This is a genomic window from Cellulomonas algicola (assembly GCF_003851725.1).
GTDB lineage: Bacteria > Actinomycetota > Actinomycetes > Actinomycetales > Cellulomonadaceae > Cellulomonas > Cellulomonas algicola.
Window position 1 is genome coordinate 1 of record NZ_BHYL01000146.1, and the last position, 18,074, is coordinate 18,074.

Below are 18,074 nucleotides of genomic sequence, written 5' to 3' on the forward strand. Positions count from 1 at the left end.
AGCGCGACGAGCTGCTCGGCGACGCCCGCGGCCGCGTCCCACACCGCGCGCTGCGGCGTCGCGGACGCCTCGAGGACGCGGCGGCGCGCCTCGTCCACGAGCGTCGGGTCGGCCGCCATCTCCGCGGTCACCGCCAGCACCTGCGCGGCCTCGCCACCCGCGCTCCCGGCGGCGGCCAGGAGCGCGTCGTGCACGGTCGCGGCCGCCGCGTCGACGCGGTCGGCGGCCGCCGCCAGGTCGGTGCCGGGGGGCAGCGGCTCGCTCGACGGTGCGGGCAGCGGGTCAGGCATGCGGGCGACCACGCCTGCGCGGCGTCCGGGGCTGACCCCGACGCCGCGCAGGACGAGAGCGGTGCTGGTCATCGCGCCGCGTCGGTCGCGGGCGCGGCGGGCGGCGCCGGCTTCTCCGTGCGCGGTGACGGGACGTCGACCACGTCGGCGGTCGGGTCGACGGGGGCGACGTCGTCGTCCTCGCGACCCGGCGTCCGCAGGTTCCACCGCGTGATGACCCAGCGGAACAGGAAGTAGTACACGACCGCGTAGCCGAGTCCGACGAGGATGAGCATCAGCGGCTGCTCGGCGATCCGGAAGTTGAGCACGTAGTCGATCGCGCCGGCCGAGAACCCGAACCCGTCGCGGATGCCGAGCGCGTTGGTGAGCGCGAGCGACGTGCCGGTGAGCACCGCGTGGATCGCGTACAGCGGGTAGGCCACGTAGACGAACGCGAACTCGAGCGGCTCGGTCACGCCGGTGACGAACGAGACGAGCGCGGCGGAGCCCATGATGCCTGCGATGACCTTGCGGTTCTTCGCCTTCGACGTGTGCACGATGGCCAGCGCGGCGGCGGGCAGGGCGAACATCATGATCGGGAAGAAGCCCGTCATGAACGTGCCGGCGGTCGGGTCGCCGTGCAGGAAGCGCGCGATGTCGCCGTTCCAGACGTCGCCGTTGGCGTCGGTGTACTCGCCGAACTGGAACCACGGCAGCGAGTTGAGCAGGTGGTGCAGGCCGATGGGGACGAGCAGGCGGTTCGCCGTCCCGTAGACGAACGCGCCGAGGATCGTCGAGCCGGTGACCCACTCGCCGACCGCGGTGAAGCCCGCGTCGAAGGCGGGGTAGATGAGCGCCGCGACAACCGCGATGAGGATGGCGGCACCGGCCGTGACGATCGGCACGAACCGTCGGCCGCCGAAGAACGCCAGGTAGGGCGGGAGCTTGATCCGGTAGTACTTCTGGTACAGCAGCGCGGCGACGAGGCCGATGACGATGCCGCCGAGCACGCCGTAGTTGATGAGCTCCTGCTTCTCGCCCTCGGCCGCCTCGCCGAGGATGAACGGCGACAGCGCCGTGGTGACGCCCTTGAACACGAGGTAGCCGATGACGGCCGCGAGCCCCGTCGAGCCGTCGGACTTGCGGGCGTAGCCGACCGCCACGCCGAGCGCGAACAGCAGGGGCAGGTTCGAGAAGAGCGCGTCACCGGCGGAGGCGAGCACGGCGGCGACGGGCAGCAGCCACGCCGCGTGCGCGCCGAGCCCGTCGGCGCCGAGCATGTCGGCCTGCCCGAGCCGCAGGAGGAGCGCCGCGGCGGGCAGCGACGCGATGGGGAGCATGAGGGAGCGGCCGATCCGCTGGAGCTGCGGGAGGCCGGGGATCCCCTTGCGCGGGGTGTCGACGGGGTCGACGACGGCGGTGGTCATGGAGCACTCCTCGTTGAGGGTCGATGACGTGCGGGGCCGAGGGGGAGGGACCGGCGGCGGACCCGATGCGTCGTGGAGCGCCGCGCTGTGTCCTGGTCTGGACCAGTTGCGCACAGAGTGGTCTAGACCTCATCATGTGTCAAGGGTCACACCGCGACGACGCGGAGCCCCCTGGTCTCCGGGGTGGCCGGCCCGCCGAGCCGTTCTGAGGAGTGGACCTGGACGCGGACCAGCGGGCCGACGACGAGCCGACGCGCGGCGACGACGCCGACGACACGCCCGTCGCGCACAAGTACCTCGCCGTCCGCGACCACCTCGTCGCGCTCGTGGCTCAGGGCCTGCGCGTCGGCGACGCGATCCCGTCCGAGCGCACGCTGTGCCAGCAGTTCGGCTTGTCCCGGATGACCGTCCGGCAGGCCGTCGACGCGCTCGTCACCGAGGGCGTCCTGGTCCGCGAGCAGGGCCGCGGCACGTTCGTCGCGCCGCAGCGCATGGACTTCGAGATGCGCCTGACGACGTTCGGCGAGGAGATGCGCCGCCGCGGCATGGAGCCGGCCACGGCCGTCCTCGCGGCGCAGACCGTCGCCGCGACGCCCGACGTCGCGGCCGCCCTCGAGCTCGAGCCGCGCGCCAAGGTGCACTACCTGTACCGGGTGCGCAGCGCCGACGGCGACCCGATGAGCATCGAGCAGGTGTGGGTCCCGGCCGCGCTCGCGCCCGACCTCCTCGACGGCGGCGCGCCGCCCAGCATGTACGACGCGCTGCGCGCCCGCGGCCTGGCCCCGGAGTGGGGCGAGGACACGCTGTCCGCCGACGACGCGACCGACACCGAGGCGTCGCTGCTCGGCCTCGGCGACCGTCGCGCGGTCCTGCGGGCTGCCCGCCGCACCTACAGCGCGCAGGGCGCGACGATGTACTCCCGCTCCTGCTACCGGGCCGACCGGTACAGCGTCTGGGTGCCGCTGCGTGCGCCGCGACCGTCGCTCGTGCCGCGCCGGCGGGCGCCGGGCGGCGACGACGACGCCCGTACCGACGTCCCGACCCTCGCCGCCGACCCGGCGACGCCCCCCACGACGACGCGGCACGCCCCCGCCGCCGCGGCAGCACGAGGAGAACGCCCATGAGACCGGAAGGCATGGAGCAGGCCGCGGCGATCCTGGCCGCGCTCGGCGGCGTCGAGAACATCGACGAGATCGAGCCCTGCACGACCCGGCTGCGCTCGCTGGTCCGGGACACCGCACGCGTCGACGCGGCGGCCCTGCGCGCCGCGGGCGCGTTCGGTGTGATGATCTCGGGCCGTGTCGTGCAGGTCGTCGTCGGCCCGAACGCCGACACGATCGCCACGGACCTCGACGACCTGATGTGAGACCGCCGGTCGACGACCGGCGCCCGGACGAAGGAGCACCACGATGAGCAAGGCAGCGCAGATCCTCGCGGCGCTCGGCGGCGACGCGAACGTCCTCGACCTGGAGCCGTGCGTGACCCGGCTCCGCGTCGAGGTCGAGGACCCGTCGCGCGTCGACGACGCCGCGCTGAAGGCCGCCGGGGCGATCGCGGTCATGCGCTCGGGCATCGCGGTGCAGGTGATCGTCGGCCCGGAGGCGGACACGCTGGCCTCGGACATCGAGGACCTGCGTTGATGGCCCTGCCGATCCTCGCGCCCGTCGCCGGCCGCGTGGTCGCGATGACGGACGTCGACGACCCGGTGTTCGCGGGGGAGCTCGTCGGTCCGGGGCTCGCGATCGACCCCGCGCGCGACGCGCCGGCCGAGGTCGTCGCGCCCGTCGACGGCACCGTCGCGAAGCTGCACGCGCACGCGTTCGTCGTCGAGACCGCCGACGGTCGTGGCGTGCTCGTCCACCTGGGCATCAACACCGTGCAGCTCGGCGGCGAGGGCTTCACGCTGCTCGTCGCCGAGGGCGACGCGGTCGTCGCCGGCCAGGTCCTCGTCACGTGGGACCCCGCCGCCGTCGAAGCCGGTGGCCGGTCGTCCGTGTGCCCCGTGGTCGCGCTCGACGCGCAGCCCGGCTCGCTGTCCCGCCACGCCCGGCCGGGGGACGGCGTCGCGGCGGGGGACCCCTTCCTCGAGTGGGTGTAGGGGTCGCGACGACCCGCCCGGACGATCGCCGGGTGCACGCGTCGGTCCGGCGCCGTGCCTGGTTCTCGTGTTGCATACCCGTATGGACAGGGACGCGCTCGAGCTTCCGCGTGACACCGGGACGGGCACGGACGGGAGCCCACGCGTGCGCCCGACGGTGCTCGTCGGCCTGGCCGTGGTCGCGGCCTACGGGATCCTCGTCACGATCGACGACCTGCTGCCCGGCGGTGGGGACGGGGACATCGACGACCCCACGCTCGCGTTCCTGCGGACGCACGTGCTGCCGCTCACGATCGTCGCCGTCCTGCTCCTGACCTTCGTCCGGCGGGCGGGCTGGTGGAGGCCCGTCTGGCGCGAGGCCCCGAGCCAGCGTGTGCCGCGCTGGTGGTGGGCCTTCCCGGCCGCCTACCTCGTGGTCATCGCCGGGAACCTCAGCCAGGTCGACTGGGGGCAGGCGCCCAGCTACCTGCTGGTGCTCGGGGCGGGGACGTTCCTGGTCGGGCTCACGGAGGAGCTCGCGCTGCGCGGGATCCTCCTCACGGGAGCCCGCGGGTCCTGGTCCGAGCTGCCCGCGTTCCTCCTCACCTGCCTCGTGTTCGGCGCGCTGCACGCGCTGAACCTGCTGCACGGCGCCCCGGTGGTCCCGACCCTGATCCAGATGGTCGTGACCTCGTTCCTGGGGGCGATCTACTACGCCAGCCGGCGAGCAGGCGGCGGACTCTGGTTGGCCGTCGTGCTGCACTTCCTGGCCGACTTCGCGCTCTACGCCGCGGGCTACTCCGACTCGAGCAGCGGGAACCCGCCGGTCTGGGGAGCCGCGGCGCTCACGCTGCTCGGCGTGCTCAGCATCCCGCTCGTCGTCTCGATCGCCCGACGGACGGGGCGGTCACGCGCGAGCTGACGACCCCAGGCCGGGTCGCCCCCCGGTCGAGCGTCGACCTCTCGCCGAGCGGGAGGAAGGACGGCCTGCCAGGGTGGGCACGTCGACTCGACCACGTGAGCAGGGGGAACACGGATGCGGGTACAGCCTCGGGCGTGGATCGGCCTGGCCGTGTGGGTCCTGTACGGCCTGGTGGTCGTCGTGGTGCAGAAGGCCAGCAGGATTCCCTACACGGAGTTCGGGGAGTCGCCCTCGAACCTGTGGCGGGGAGCGGTCCTGTCGCTCGTGGTCGGAGCGGTGGTCCTCGCCGTCGTCACGACGTGGCTGAGGTGGTGGCCGCCCGCCCTACGCGAGCGTCGCACCACCCGGGCGAAGTGGACGATCATCGCGCCCGCACTGCTCCTGGTCGCCGTGATCGGCAACCTCGCCGGCACGCGGTGGTCGGCCGTGAGCCTCGACTTCGTGGTCGCGGCACTCGCCCTGGGCGTCTTCGTCGGGTTCACGGAGGAGCTGACCACCCGCGGCGTGCTGCTCGTCGGCCTGCGCGGCAGCACCGCCGAGGTCTGGGTCGCCCTGGTCTCGAGCCTGTGCTTCGGCCTGATGCACGGGATCAACATCGTCCTCGGTCAGTCCGTCGCCGACACGATCCCGCAGATCGGCCAGGCGTTCCTCCAAGGCCTCACGTTCTACATCGTGCGGCGGGTCACCGGGTCGCTGGTCGGCGCGATGGTGCTGCACGGGGCGTGGGACTTCTCGGTCTTCACCCTGGAGCAGGCGGGCGGCACCAACCCGCTCGCGGTCCTCGTCATCGTCGCGGGCGTGCTGTCCCTCGTCTTCTTCTGGTTCGCCGCCCGCGACGCGGACGAGCGGACCGGCGACCGCGAACGGCACACGACACCCGCGGCCGCCTGAGCCGCGAGCCCCGGCGTCTCGAGCATCAGGTCGTCGTGGGCTCCGCCGCGCGGACCTGGTCGCGGCCCGCCGCCTTCGCCGCGTACATCGCGTCGTCCGCCGCGCGCAGCACGTCGTCGGCCGACTCGCCCGGCGCCAGGGTCGCGACGCCCGCGCTGAGCGTCAGCCGGACCGGCGCGCCGTCGGTCGGCACGGTGAGACCAGCGCAGCGCGCTCGCACCTCGTCGGCCCGACGTGTCGCCTCCGGGGCGCCGACGCCGGGGAGCAGCAGGACGAACTCCTCACCACCGAGCCGCGCGGCGGTCTCGCCTCGCGCGGCCGAGGCCGCGAGCTCCCGGCCGACCGCGACGAGGACCGCGTCCCCGACCGCGTGACCGTGCGTGTCGTTCACGGCCTTGAAGTGGTCCACGTCGAGGAGCACCATGCTCAGCGGCCGGCCGCTCGCGGTGGCCTCGTCGACGGCGTCCGAGAGCCGCTGGGCGAGCGCCCGGCGGTTGTGCAGGCCGGTGAGGCCGTCGCGTGTCGCCTGCTCGACGAGCTCCGCCCGCAGCCGCTCGAGCTCGGTGACGTCGCGCAGCACCACGACGGTGCCCGCCGCCCGGCCGACCGGGTCCGTCATCGGCGTGACGCGCACGTCGAGCACCGCCCCGGTCGCGGCCGTCAGGGTCCCGCGGTCCCGCCGCGTCGGGTCGTCGTCGAGGTACGCCCGCCACGGCGCGTCCGCGCCGACGTCGAGCCCGCTGCCGTCGGGGGCGCCCAGCAGCGCGGTTGCGGCGGGGTTCGCGTCGAGGACGCGACCGCGCGGGTCGAGCACGACGACCGCGTCGTTGATGACCTCCAGCACCTGCCGCGTCGCCACCGGCACCACGGTGCTGTGTCCGCCGAACCGCTCGACCCACCACCAGATCGCGGCGCTCACCAGGAAGAACACCGGCGTCAGGTGCACGTTCTCCGTGCGCGCCGCGACCACGTTCGTCAGGACGTTGCCCACCGTCGGGATGGTCGCGGCGAGCACCGCCACGCCGAAGACCCGGCGATGGCCGGGCACCGCGCGGACCATGGCGCCCAGCGCCAGGACGATGCCCGCGCCGATGAGCGCGTAGCTGTAGGCGGTGTGGGCCCAGTACAGCGGACCCGCGTCCACCTCCACGCGCACGCCCTCGACGGCGACACGCAGGAACCACGCGTGCACCGGGTCGAGCACGAGCGCCACGACCAGGAGAGCCGGGTGGACGAGCAGCAGCGCGCGGGCACGGCGGGGCAGGCGCCTGCCCGACAGCACCGCGAGGTACCAGAACGTCGCCCCCGCGACGGCCGCGGCCCCCGGGAAGACGAGGTAGTGCAGGGTCACCGTCGCGGGCACGGAGCCCTCCGCGACGTGCAGGAGCGCCCGCGCGGTCGCCCACAGCGACGCGCCGAACATCATCACGGCGAGCGGCAGCGCGAGCGGGGAGGTCCGCCGCCGGCGCACGACGAGGACGCCCGTCGCGGTCGCCACGACGGCCGCGAGCAGCGAGACGGCCTCGACCAGCGTGGGCACGCACACCTCCGCACCGTCCTATCGGCAGCGCCCGGCCCGGCGTGAACGGTCGCAGGCCGACGTCGGCCCGCTCCGGTCGGCCCTGCGCGCAGGGGCACCGCGCCGTATCTCGGGTGCGCGCGGTCGCTCCTCACCCGTGACTCTTCCGACGAGAGCAGGTGAGGACGATGGGGGAGCCGCCGTCGTTCCTTCCTCGTAAGGTCTCCGAACGTACCGAGGGCCGCGGGAAGGCACGCGCGCACGTCACCAGCACGCCGCGCATCCGCGGTGTGCGGGGGGACGTGGACGCGTCCGTGCACACGAACGTGGTGAACCGCACCCTGGTCGTCGGAGGCGGGGTCGTCCTGGCCGTCGTGCTCGCGGCGGGAGCGGCCTGGTACCTCACGGTGGAGGTCCCGACGCAGCGGGTCCGCGACCTCGCCGCGGGGGTGTGCGCGAAGGTCTCCGCCGAGGGCGAGCTGCCGCTGCCGGGCCCGGACGGGACGTGGCAGGCCGCCGCGCTGGTCGCGCTCGCCGAGCAGCGGGCGACGCTCGTGGACGAGCAGGCGGCGCGCCTGCGGGCGGCCGACGCGTCCGCGTCGCTGGCCGACGACGTCGACCGCGCCGCTGACCTGGTCGCGCCGCTCGCCGGGTACGCACGGATGCTCGCGACGATGCTGCCCGCGTACGCAGGCGACGTCGTGACGCTCGAGGAGCTCACGGCGCTCTCCGCGACCCCCGAGCAGCAGGAGTACAAGGCCGCCGAGGGCCGTGCGTACGACGCGCTGGAGGACCTCTCCGGGCAGACCTGCCCACCCGCCGCCTGACGGACGTCGAGCGTGGCACCCGGCGTCAGATCCGGCCCCGCACCGGCGTGCGCTCGACGGGGTCGGCGTCGCCGGGTGGGGCCATGTCCGCGCGGACGCCGAGCAGCCGGACCTCGCGGTCCTCGATCTTCTCGGCCAGGGTCGCGGCGGCCTCGACGACCGTGGCGCCGTCCGTCGTCGGGGCGGAGAGCTTGCGGCTCATCGTCGTCGTGACGAACGGCGCGTACCGCACCTTGAGCGTGACGCGCACGACCGGCCGCCCGTCCTGCGTCGTGTCCCCGACGACGTCGCGCGCGAGCGCGCGCACGGCCTCGCGGACCTGCTCGGGCGACGTGAGGTTCTGCTGGAACGTGGTCTCCCGGCTGTGGCCGCGCGGCACCCACGGGCTCTCGTCGACCGTCGTCGGGCCCAGGCCGTGCCCGAGGTCGTGGTACCAGACGCCCATCCGAGGCCCGAACTCGGCGACCAGCGCGTCGGCCGGAGAGTCGGCGAGCTCGCGCACGGTCGTGACGCCCAGCGCCGTGAGCCGCTTCGACACCTTGGTCCCCACACCCCACAGGTCGATCGTCGGGCGGTCGCCCATGACCTCGAACCAGTTCTCGGCGGTCAGCCGGAACACGCCCGCGGGCTTGCCGTGCTCGGTCCCGATCTTCGCCCGGACCTTGTTGTCGCCGATCCCCACCGAGCAGTGCAGCCGTGTCTCGCGGAGCACCGCCTCCTGCGCGCGGCGCGCCAGCGCCTCGGGGTCGTCTGTCCGGGCGCCGAGGAACGCCTCGTCCCAGCCGAGCACCTCGACGACGACCTCGAGCGACCGCAACGTCGCCATGACGCGCTCCGACGCCGCCTCGTACTCCGGCGCGTCGACCGGCAGGAACACGGCGTCGGGGAGCTTGCGCGCCGCGATCCGCAGCGGCATCCCGGACCGCACGCCGTACTCGCGCGCCTCGTACGACGCGGTCGACACGACCCCGCGCTCGGTCGGGTCACCGCGACCGCCGACCACGACCTGCCGGCCCGCGAGCTCCGGGCGGCGCAGCACCTCGACGGCCGCGACGAACTGGTCGAGGTCGACGTGCAGCACCCAGGGGAGGTCCGTGCCCATGCCCCCTGAGTGTGCCCGCCGGCGCCGACAGCCGCCGGACGACGGCCACCGCGCGCGCAGGCGGACGTAGCGGCTACTTGATCGCCCCCTGCGTGACGCCCGCCATGACCCAGCGCTGGGTGAACAGGTAGACGATGATCGCCGGCGCCATCGCCATGAGGTAGGACGCGAACGCGACGTTGTAGTTGCTGCTGAACTGCGTCTGGAAGACGCTCTGCAGCACCGGCAGGGTCTGCAGCGTCGAGTCGGCGGTGATGAGCGACGGCATCATGAAGTCGTTCCACGAGGCGAGGAACGCGAAGATCGCGACGGTGGCGCTCATGGGCGCCATCATCGGGAACACGATGTGCCGGAACACCATCCACGTGGTCGCGCCGTCGAGCCGCGCGCTCTCCTCGAGCTCCTCGGGCAGGCCGCGGATGAAGGCCGTGAACAGCAGCACGCTGAACGAGAGCTGGAACATCACGTGCAGCAGCGCGACGCCGACCGGGTTGGCCAGGCCGACCATGCCGGTGAGCTTGACCTGCGACAGCGCGAGGACCGGGAACGGCAGGAACATCGCGGCGAGCAGGTAGAAGAACGAGAACCGGAAGAACTTCCGGTCCCAGTTCCGGGCGATGGCGTAGGCGGCGAACGACGCGAGCACGACGGTGCCGACGACGGTGACGGCGGTGACGAACACGGAGATCGCGAAGCCGCGCGGGAAGTCGGTGAGCTTCCACGCCTCGACGAACCCGTCGACGCTGAACGGCGACGGCAGCGAGAAGACCTGGCCGTCGACGGACTGCGCGGTCGTCTTGAACGCCATCGTGAGCGTCGCGTACAGCGGCAGGAACACGGCGACCGAGCAGACGATCAGCGTGGTCGTGGCGCCCCAGCTCGGGCGGTCCTCCCCGCCGCGGCCGAGGAAGCGCCGGCGACGGCGGACGGGCACCTGGCCGGGGGTCGTGGTGACGAGCGACTGGGCAGTCATCAGAACGCGTTCCTTCCGCGGGTCAGGCGCAGCTGGACGACGGCGAGCACGACGGCGATGAGGAAGAAGATCGTCGCGTTGGCCATCTGGTAGGCGTAGTCGCCGCCGGTGAAGCCGGTGAAGATCGTCATCGCGACGCTGCGGGTCGCGGTGCCGGGACCGCCGTTGGTGAGGCCGACGATGATGTCGTAGGCGTTCAGGAAGTTCTTGAACCCGATGACCATGTTGATGACGACGTAGCCGGCGACGAGCGGGAGTGTGATCGACAGCAGGCGCCGCATCGGCGTCGCGCCGTCCATGGCCGCGGCCTCGTACACCTCGCCGGGGATCGACAGGATGCCGGCGATGTAGATGAGGAGCGCGCTCGGGATCGCCTGCCACGCCGTGACGATGACGATCGTCACCCACGCGAGGTCCGGGTTGGCCAGCAGGCTCTGCTCGAGCGCGGTGACGCCGATCGCCTGGCCGAGCTGCGGGACCGAGTTCGAGAACAGGAAGTTGAAGACGTACGCGATGACGATGCCCGAGATGACCATGGGCAGGACGAACACCGCGCGCAGCGCGATCTTGGCGCGGATCTTCGCGGTGAGACCGACCGCGAGCAGGAACGCGAGGACGTTGACGAGCAGGACCGTCACGAGCGCGAACCCGACGGTGAACGCGTACGAGCTGCGGATCGCGGGGTCGGAGAACAGCGCCAGGTAGTTCGTGAGGCCCGTGAACTGGAACTCCCCGAACCCGACCGAGTCGGTGAAGCTCAGGGTGATGCCCATGATCGCGGGCAGGGTGATCGACAGCGTGAACAGCACGAGCGCGGGCACGAGGAAGAGGTAGAAGGTCCGGTTGACCCGCGGACGGCCCTTCGTGGTCGGCGGGCGCGGGGGAGCGACGTCGCTCCGGCGGGCCCGGGTCGCGGCAGCGGTGGCCATGGGGTTCTCCGTTCGGGGAGTACGGCGGAGCGTCGTCAGGAGCGGAAGGCCAGACGCCGCCAGTCGGCGTCGAGCGTGCGCAGCACGGGCTCGGGCGCGGCACCGGCCGCGAGCGACTGCGTGTAGTTCTGCAACGGGATGGACTGCGGCACGAGCTGCGAGGCGCCCAGGTAGAACGCCGAGCGGTCGTAGTACTCCTGGAGCTCGACCAGCGTGGGGTTGGTGACGGGAGCGGTGTCGGTCGTGACGCCGAACCCGAGCGCGTGCGCGTTGTAGGCGTCGATGACCTCGGGCTGCATGAGGAACGCGAGGAACTCCCGCGCCGCGTCCTTCTTGCGCGAGCCCTCGGGGATCCACAGCGCGAGGTCGATGTTGACCCGCACCTTGCGGTCGGCGGGGTCGTCGGTCATGGGCAGCGGGAACGCCCCGACGTCGAGGTCCGGGGCGGTCTTCGCGATCTCCCCGATCGCCCACGGCCCCTGCAGGTACATCGCGGCCTCGCCGCTCGCGAACGCGAGGTTGCCGTCGCCGTAGCCGCGGCTCGCCGCGTCGGGGTTGTCGTAGGGGAGCAGCTGCTGCATCTGCTCGACGGGGTCGAGGAACTGCTTCTCGAACGACACCGGCGAGTCCGGGCCGACGTTGGTGCCCTGGCGCTTGAGCTGGTTGAAGAACCTCGTGGTGTCGAGCCGGCCGCCGACGGAGTAGTCGAACGGGCCCTGCGCGATCGTCCAGGGGTCTTTGTACGTGCCGTAGAACGGCGTGACACCGGCGGCCGTGAGCGTGTCGCACACCGCGACGAGCTCGTCCCACGTCGTCGGCGGTGTCAGGTCGTGCTCGGCGAAGATCGTGCGGTTGTAGAGCACGGCCGCGGCCATGAGCGAGTAGGGGATGACGCTCGTGCGGTCCGGGTACGTCGCCGTGACGTCGATGAGCGGCTGCAGGCCGGGCAGGATGCGGCCGGCCTCCGGCATGTCGCCGAGGTCGCTCAGCACGCCGCGCTCGACGTAGCGCGAGATCTCGAAGTTGTAGTTGAGGCAGCCGATGTCCGGCGGCCGCTCGCGCACGAACGACCCCGCGAGGTTCGACGTGGCGTCGTGCCGCACGCGGACCTTGCTCTGTGCGTCGTGGAACTGCTGGATGAGCTCGTCGAAGTAGCCGATGACCTCGGGCTTCGACTGGAAGAACACGATCTCGGTCGTGCCCGACCCGGCCGACCCGCGGCTGCAGGCCCCCAGCGCCAGCCCCGCGCCGACGGCGCCGACACCGCGCAGGAACGCGCGTCGGGACACGTCGCGGGACGCGAGCGTCGGGGGTGAGGTGGCGCCCGGGTCGGGCGGCGGCTGCGGTGCGGGCGGTCGTGCGGTCCTGGTCGTGGGCACGGCGTCGTCTCCCCTCGGGTGTCCTGCGGCGGCAGGGGCTGCCGCCACCGTCGGACGGGTGCCGCGGCACCCGCCCGGACCGTCGTCAGCGGCCCGGCGCGTCCTCGAGCCGGAGCCAGACCGTCGTCTCCCCGGGGACGCGGTCGCCGTCGAGCGGCGAGCTCGACACGACGACCTGCCCCGCGGGCATCGGCACGCTCGTCGTGCCGAAGTTCGTGACCGACGCCCATCCGCCCGGTCGCACGAAGGCGACCACCGACGCGGGGACGTCGGGCAGCCAGGTGAGCGTCTCGGCGCCCTGCAGGCGACGCCGGGCGGCGAGCGCGCGACGGTAGAAGGCGAGCGTCGAGTCCGCGTCGCCCTCCTGCCGGTCGACCGCGAACCGCTCGAACGACGCCGGCACCGGCAGGTGCGCGTGCTCGCCGCCGAAGCCGAGCGTGGGACCGTGCGACGCCCACGGCAGCGGCACGCGGCAGCCGTCGCGGCCCTTCTGCTCGCCGCCGGACCGGACGAACGTCGGGTCCTGCAGCACGTCCGCGGGCAGGTCGGCGACCTCGGGGAGGCCGAGCTCCTCGCCCTGGTACAGGTACGCCGAGCCGGGCAGCGCGAGCGTCAGCAGCGTCGCCGCGCGCGCCCGGCGCCGGCCGCGCTCCTCGTCGGGCCGCGGGTCGGTGCCGTCTGTCAGCAGCCACGCGGCGAGGTCCGTGCCCTCGGGCAGGGCGTACCGCGTCGCGTGCCGGACGACGTCGTGGTTGGACAGCACCCACGTCGAGCTCGCGCCCGACTCGCGCGCGAGCTCGAGGTTCTTGTCGATGATCGACGCGAACGACGCCGCGTCCCACGACGCCTCGAGGAGGTCGAAGTTGAAGGCCTGGCCCAGCCCCTCGGGGGAGGCGTACCGCGAGCGGCGGTGCGCGGGCACCCACGCCTCGGCGACGGCCGTGCGCGGCGGGTCGTACTCGTCGAACAGGCGACGCCACTCGCGGTAGATGTCGTGCACCTCGTCACGGTCCTCGAGCGGGTGCGCACCGCCCCAGGTGTCGGCGTCGAGGTCGGCCTGCGAGGGCAGCGGCTCGGCCATGTCCTTGGCGAGCGCGTGCGCGACGTCGATGCGGAAGCCGTCGACCCCCCGGTCCGCCCAGAACCGCAGCGTCGTGAGGAACTCCTGGCGCACCTCGTCGTCGGCCCAGTTGAGGTCGGGCTGCTCGGGCGCGAACAGGTGCAGGTACCAGTCGCCGTCGCCGACGGGGTGCCACGCGGGCCCGCCGAAGGTCGACGTCCAGTCGCTCGGCGGGAGCTCGCCGTGCTCGCCGAGCCCGTGGCGGAAGACGTAGCGCTCGCGGGCACGGGAGCCGGGCGGCGACGCGAGCGCCTCCTGGAACCAGACGTGCCGGTTCGAGGTGTGGTTGGGGACGATGTCGACGACGACGCGGATGCCCGCGGCGTGCAGCGCGGCGCGCATCTCGTCGAACTGCGCGAGCGTGCCGATGCGCGGGTCGACGTCGCGGTAGTCGTCGACGTCGTACCCGCCGTCGGCGAGCGCGGAGGGGTAGAAGGGGCTCAGCCACACGGCGTCGACGCCCAGCTCGCGCAGGTAGGGGACCTTGGCGGTGATGCCGGGGAGGTCGCCGATCCCGTCGCCGTTCGAGTCGGCGAAGCTGCGCGGGTAGATCTGGTAGACGACCGCCTGCCGCCACCACGTGGCGTCCTCGTGCGGGAGACCCGCCGTCACGTCACCGAGCACCGTCGTCGAGCCCATCCGTCCCCCTGTTTGATGTACGGCCTAAATTTAAGGCGTGGCACTAGAGTGACGCGGGACGGCGGAGGAGGTCAAGAGTGCAGACGGTCCCGGTCTCGACGCGGCGCCTGCGCGAGGTCAGCACGCGCCTCGTCCTGGACCACGTGTGGGACGTCCCGGAGGTCACCGGGTCGGCGTTGATCGAGGCCACGGGCCTGTCGCGCGCCACCGTGCACGACGTGTGCGACGAGCTCATCGCGCAGGGCTGGGTCGTCGAGCTCGAGAGCCAGCGCGTCGCGGGGGATCCGAGGCGCGGGCGGCCCGCCCGCCGGTACGCGTTCGACGCGCGGGCGGGGGTCGTCGTCGGCGTCGACGCGGGCCAGCACCGGGTCGCCGCGACCGTGACCGACCTGCGGGGGGCCCCGCTCGCGCGGACCGTGCTGCCCGTCGCCGCCGAGGACGGGACCGCCGAGCACCGGCTCGCCCTGATCGAGCAGGCCGCGCTCGACGCGCTCGCGGAGGCGGGTGCCCCGGTGCGCGCGGTGCTCGCGGTCGCCGTCGGCGTCCCCGCACCCGTCGACCGCGACGGCCGGACCGCCTTCCAGGACAACCCGTTCTGGGCACGCATGAACCCGGACATCGCGGGCCGCCTGCGCGAGCGGCACGGCTGGACGGCGATCACCGACAACGACGCCAACCTCGCGGCCGTCGCCGAGCACTGGCGCGGGCACGGCCGGGACGCGCGCTGCCACGTCACGCTGCTCGCCGGTGAGCGGTTCGGCGCGGGCGTCGTCGACGACGGCCGGCTGCTGCGCGGCGCGCACGGCGGCGTGGGGGAGATGCGCTACCTCGACCTGGTCGAAGGGGTCGGGTCCGCCGACGGCATCGCCGCGATCGTGCGCGACGACGCGCGCGCGCAGCTCCACCGGCTCGACGGCGACACCGGGTCGGTGCTGCAGGAGCTCGACCCCGCGGCCCTCGACGCGGCCAGCGTGTTCGCTGCCGCGCTCGAGGAGGACCCGCTCGCCGTGAGCGTGCTCGAGCATGCCGGCGCGCTGCTCGCACGCGTCGTCGCGACGTTCGCGAGCATCTACGACCCCGAGCGCGTGATCGTCGCGGGTGCCGTCGCGGAGTCGTGCGAGCCGCTGCTCGCGCTCGTGCGGCACGAGCTCGACCGCTACCTCGACCCGCCCGGGATCCAGGTGCTCGCGTCCGACCTCGGCGGTGACGTCGTCACCGTCGGCGCGGTCAAGCGAGCGCTCGACCACGTCCGGGAGCACGCGCTGGAGATCGTCCCGGCCGGCTCCGCCCGGCAGTAGCGCCGACGAGCCCGACGAGCCCGACCCGGACGAGGCGCGCGGCCTGCGCGGACAGCCGGTCCGGTGCCTCGCCCACGTCGAGGACGATTCCGGCCTCGTCGTCGTCCAGCGGCTCGAGCGTCGCGAGCTGCGAGTCGATGACGTCGATGTTCCTGCTGCTCTACTACACCGACGTCGTCGGTATCAGCCCTGCCGCCGCGGGCACCCTGTTCCTCGTCGTCCGTGCCTGGGACGCGTTCGTCGACATCTACGCCGGTCGTGTCGTCGACCGGACCATGACGCGCTGGGGCAAGTTCCGGCCGTTCTTCCTGTTCGGCTCGCTACCCCTGCTGCTGCTGAGCGTCGCGACGTTCACCGTCCCCGGCGGGCTCGGCGGCACGGGCAAGCTGATCTACGCGTACGTCACGTACGCGATGCTCGGCCTCGCGTACAGCCTCGTGAACATCCCCTACGGCTCGCTCGCGTCGGCGATGACGCAGGTGCCGACCGAGCGCGCCAAGCTCGCGAGCTTCCGCATGATCGGGACGGCCGCGACGATCATCATGCTGTCGTTCGTCGTCGCACCGCAGATCCGCTCCTCGGAGAACCTGCACGGGCAGTGCGTTCGTGGACGTGGTGCTGGACCAGGCCGAGCAGAAGGGCACCGGCCGCTGGACGGTGCAGAACGCCCTGGACCTGGGGGTGCCGATCACCGGGATCGCGGAGGCGACGTTCGCCCGGGCGCTGTCGGGGTCGGTCCCGCAGCGCGAGGCCGCGCGTGGCGTGCTGCCCGCGCACACCACCCCGTGGCAGATCGAGGACCGCGACGCGTTCATCGAGGACGTGCGCCTGGCGCTGTACGCCTCGAAGGTGGTCGCGTACTCGCAGGGGTTCGACCAGATCGCCGCGGCGTCGGCGGAGTTCGGGTGGGACATCGACCGGGGTGCGATGGCGCGGATCTGGCGCGGGGGGTGCATCATCCGGGCCCGGTTCCTCAACCGGATCACCGAGGCCTACGAGCGTGACGTGAACCTGCCGCTGCTGCTGGCCGACGAGTACTTCACCGGCGCCGTCGCCAACGGCGTGCAGGCCTGGCGGCGCGTGGTCTCCGGTGCCGCCCTGCACGGCGTGCCGACCCCGGCGTTCTCCTCCTCCCTGGCGTACTACGACGGGGTCCGCGCCGAGCGGCTGCCCGCGGCGCTGATCCAGGCGCAGCGCGACTTCTTCGGCGCCCACACCTACCGCCGCACCGACTCCGGTGGCACGTTCCACACCACGTGGTCGTCCGGCCGGGCCGAGGAGGTGGCCTGAGTGGCGACCACGACCACGACGCGCGCCGTCGCCGACGACCGCCTGCTCCCCGCCGACCCCGGCGTCCGCGCGCTGGCCCGCGACCTGTACGGCCTCGTCCGCGACCTGCCGATCCTGTCCCCGCACGGCCACGTCCCGGCCGGCCTGCTGCGCGACGACCAGCCGTTCGCCGACCCGACGTCGCTGCTGATCACGCCCGACCACTACGTCACGCGGCTGCTGCACGCGTCGGGCGTCCCGCTCGACGAGCTCGGCGTCGGCCGCGGACCCCTCGACGAGCAGGCGGCCCGCGCCGCCTGGCGGGCGTTCTGCGCGCGGTGGCACGTCTTCCGCGGCACGTCGGTCCGCCACTGGCTCGACTCGACGCTCCGCGACGTGTTCGGGACGGACCTGCGCCCGTCCGCGGACACGGCTGACGCGCTGTACGACCTGCTCGCCGACCTCCTCCGGCAGCCCGCGTACCGCCCGCGCGCGCTGTTCGACCGGTTCCGCATCGACGTGCTCGCGACCACCGACGACCCGGTCGACGACCTCGCCGCGCACGCCGCGCTGCGCGACGACCCGTCGTTCGGCGGGCGCGTGCTGCCGACGTTCCGGCCCGACCGCTACCTGGAGGCCGCCGAGCCGGGGTGGCGCGACGCGGTCGCGACGCTCGGGACGGCGGCGGGCACCGACACGTCCACGTACCGCGGCTGGGTCGCCGCGATGGAGGACCGCCGCGCGCACTTCCGCCGCCACGGCGCCGTCTCCGCCGACCACAGCCACGAGGACGTCGGCACCGAGCCGCTCGACCCGGCCGACGCGGAGCGCCTGTACGCGCGCGGGCTCCTCGGCGCGATCACCGCGGACGGGGCCGCCGCGCTGCGCCGCCACATGCTCCTGGAGATGGCGCGCATGTCCACCGAGGACGGCCTCACGATGACGCTCCACCCGGGCGTCCGTCGCGGCCACCACCGCCCGACGCTCGGCCGCTACGGCCCGGACACGGGCCACGACATCCCGCTGGCCGGCTCGTTCACGGACCCGCTGCGCCCGCTGCTCGAGCGCTACGGCACGCACCCGCACCTGCGGCTCGTGCTGTTCACGCTCGACGAGTCCGTGTTCTCGCGCGAGCTCGCGCCGCTCGCGGGCTTCTACCCGTCGGTCTACGTCGGCGCGCCGTGGTGGTTCCTCGACGCGCCCTCGTCGATCCTGCGCTGGCGCGAGGCCGTCACCGAGATCGCCGGGCTGACCCGGACCAGCGGCTTCATCGACGACACGCGCGCGCTGCTGTCGATCCCCGCGCGGCACGACATGGCACGGCGGCTCGACGCGACGTTCCTCGCAGGGCTCGTCGCGGGTCACCGGCTCGACGAGGACGAGGCGGCCGACGCGATCGTCGACCTCGTCGTCGGACGCCCGCCCGAGGTGTT

At 73.4% G+C, this 18,074-nt stretch carries 17 protein-coding genes and 2 pseudogenes; 11 read left to right on the forward strand and 8 right to left on the reverse strand.

Going from position 1 to position 18,074, the window contains the following annotated elements; genetic code table 11:
• Together CTKZ_RS10540 and CTKZ_RS10545 are read right to left on the reverse strand one after the other, a co-directional pair.
• Positions 1-362, reverse strand: a 362-nt coding sequence (locus CTKZ_RS10540; RefSeq protein ID WP_307720298.1) for a phosphoenolpyruvate-utilizing N-terminal domain-containing protein, incomplete at its 3' end; no start/stop codon positions are given.
• Positions 359-1,696 carry a PTS transporter subunit EIIC gene (locus CTKZ_RS10545; RefSeq protein ID WP_124342909.1) on the reverse strand — a complete coding sequence of 446 codons (1,338 nt, stop codon included), beginning with the start codon at positions 1,694-1,696 and terminating at the stop codon, positions 359-361. The genes CTKZ_RS10540 and CTKZ_RS10545, both read right to left, overlap by 4 nt.
• 212 nt (positions 1,697-1,908) lie before the next feature.
• Between CTKZ_RS10545 and CTKZ_RS10550 the strand changes: the two genes are divergently transcribed.
• The 6 genes from CTKZ_RS10550 (at position 1,909) to CTKZ_RS10575 (ending at position 5,586) form a co-directional block, all read left to right on the forward strand.
• Positions 1,909-2,820 (forward strand): GntR family transcriptional regulator, encoded by a 912-nt coding sequence (locus CTKZ_RS10550; RefSeq protein WP_235843439.1) that lies wholly within the window; start codon positions 1,909-1,911, stop codon positions 2,818-2,820.
• A complete protein-coding gene (locus tag CTKZ_RS10555; protein ID WP_168679346.1) occupies positions 2,817-3,062 on the forward strand; it encodes a PTS sugar transporter subunit IIB in 246 nt (81 codons plus the stop codon). The genes CTKZ_RS10550 and CTKZ_RS10555 overlap by 4 nt, the downstream gene beginning before the upstream one ends.
• Before the next feature lie 43 nt (positions 3,063-3,105).
• Positions 3,106-3,336: a PTS sugar transporter subunit IIB gene (locus CTKZ_RS10560; RefSeq protein ID WP_124342910.1), complete on the forward strand. Its 231-nt coding sequence runs from the start codon at positions 3,106-3,108 to the stop codon at positions 3,334-3,336.
• Entirely contained in the window at positions 3,336-3,794 is a 459-nt protein-coding gene (locus CTKZ_RS10565; RefSeq protein WP_124342911.1) for a PTS sugar transporter subunit IIA, read from the forward strand. The genes CTKZ_RS10560 and CTKZ_RS10565 overlap by 1 nt, the downstream gene beginning before the upstream one ends.
• Positions 3,795-3,939: 145 nt before the next feature.
• Positions 3,940-4,695 (forward strand): CPBP family intramembrane glutamic endopeptidase, encoded by a 756-nt coding sequence (locus tag CTKZ_RS10570; protein WP_160142878.1) that lies wholly within the window; start codon positions 3,940-3,942, stop codon positions 4,693-4,695.
• Positions 4,696-4,809: 114 nt separating this feature from the next.
• A complete protein-coding gene (locus CTKZ_RS10575) occupies positions 4,810-5,586 on the forward strand; it encodes a CPBP family intramembrane glutamic endopeptidase (RefSeq protein ID WP_124342913.1) in 777 nt (258 codons plus the stop codon).
• Positions 5,587-5,611: 25 nt separating this feature from the next.
• On the opposite strand, the gene CTKZ_RS10580 is transcribed toward CTKZ_RS10575, so the two are convergent.
• Positions 5,612-7,126 (reverse strand): sensor domain-containing diguanylate cyclase, encoded by a 1,515-nt coding sequence (locus tag CTKZ_RS10580; protein ID WP_160142879.1) that lies wholly within the window; start codon positions 7,124-7,126, stop codon positions 5,612-5,614.
• Between the two features lie 293 nt (positions 7,127-7,419).
• On the opposite strand from CTKZ_RS10580, the gene CTKZ_RS10585 reads away from it, so the two are divergent.
• Positions 7,420-7,932 carry a hypothetical protein gene (locus CTKZ_RS10585; RefSeq protein WP_124342915.1) on the forward strand — a complete coding sequence of 171 codons (513 nt, stop codon included), beginning with the start codon at positions 7,420-7,422 and terminating at the stop codon, positions 7,930-7,932.
• Positions 7,933-7,957: 25 nt separating this feature from the next.
• Here the strand turns inward: CTKZ_RS10585 and CTKZ_RS10590 are convergent, their stop codons facing one another.
• The 5 genes from CTKZ_RS10590 to CTKZ_RS10610 all read right to left on the reverse strand — a co-directional run bounded on the left by CTKZ_RS10590 (position 7,958) and on the right by CTKZ_RS10610 (position 14,074).
• A complete protein-coding gene (locus CTKZ_RS10590) occupies positions 7,958-9,034 on the reverse strand; it encodes a DNA polymerase IV (protein WP_124342916.1) in 1,077 nt (358 codons plus the stop codon).
• Between the two features lie 73 nt (positions 9,035-9,107).
• Positions 9,108-10,007 (reverse strand): carbohydrate ABC transporter permease, encoded by a 900-nt coding sequence (locus CTKZ_RS10595; RefSeq protein WP_200829705.1) that lies wholly within the window; start codon positions 10,005-10,007, stop codon positions 9,108-9,110.
• Entirely contained in the window at positions 10,007-10,936 is a 930-nt protein-coding gene (locus CTKZ_RS10600; RefSeq protein WP_200829706.1) for a carbohydrate ABC transporter permease, read from the reverse strand. The genes CTKZ_RS10595 and CTKZ_RS10600 overlap by 1 nt, the downstream gene beginning before the upstream one ends.
• Positions 10,937-10,971: 35 nt before the next feature.
• Complete coding sequence (locus tag CTKZ_RS10605) at positions 10,972-12,225, reverse strand: ABC transporter substrate-binding protein (protein WP_371852358.1); 1,254 nt, start codon at positions 12,223-12,225, stop codon at positions 10,972-10,974.
• A gap of 175 nt (positions 12,226-12,400) precedes the next feature.
• Positions 12,401-14,074 (reverse strand): glycoside hydrolase family 13 protein, encoded by a 1,674-nt coding sequence (locus tag CTKZ_RS10610; RefSeq protein ID WP_124342918.1) that lies wholly within the window; start codon positions 14,072-14,074, stop codon positions 12,401-12,403.
• A gap of 77 nt (positions 14,075-14,151) precedes the next feature.
• Between CTKZ_RS10610 and CTKZ_RS10615 the strand changes: the two genes are divergently transcribed.
• The 4 genes and pseudogenes from CTKZ_RS10615 to uxaC all read left to right on the forward strand — a co-directional run.
• Positions 14,152-15,372: an ROK family transcriptional regulator gene (locus CTKZ_RS10615; RefSeq protein WP_124342919.1), complete on the forward strand. Its 1,221-nt coding sequence runs from the start codon at positions 14,152-14,154 to the stop codon at positions 15,370-15,372.
• Positions 15,373-15,509: 137 nt separating this feature from the next.
• Positions 15,510-15,926 (forward strand): annotated as a pseudogene (locus CTKZ_RS10620) (MFS transporter); the annotation flags it as partial.
• 37 nt (positions 15,927-15,963) lie between these two features.
• Positions 15,964-16,662 (forward strand): annotated as a pseudogene (locus CTKZ_RS10625) (NADP(+)-dependent, decarboxylating phosphogluconate dehydrogenase); the annotation flags it as partial.
• Positions 16,663-18,074, forward strand: a 1,412-nt coding sequence (gene uxaC / locus CTKZ_RS10630; RefSeq protein WP_124342920.1) for a glucuronate isomerase, incomplete at its 3' end; no start/stop codon positions are given.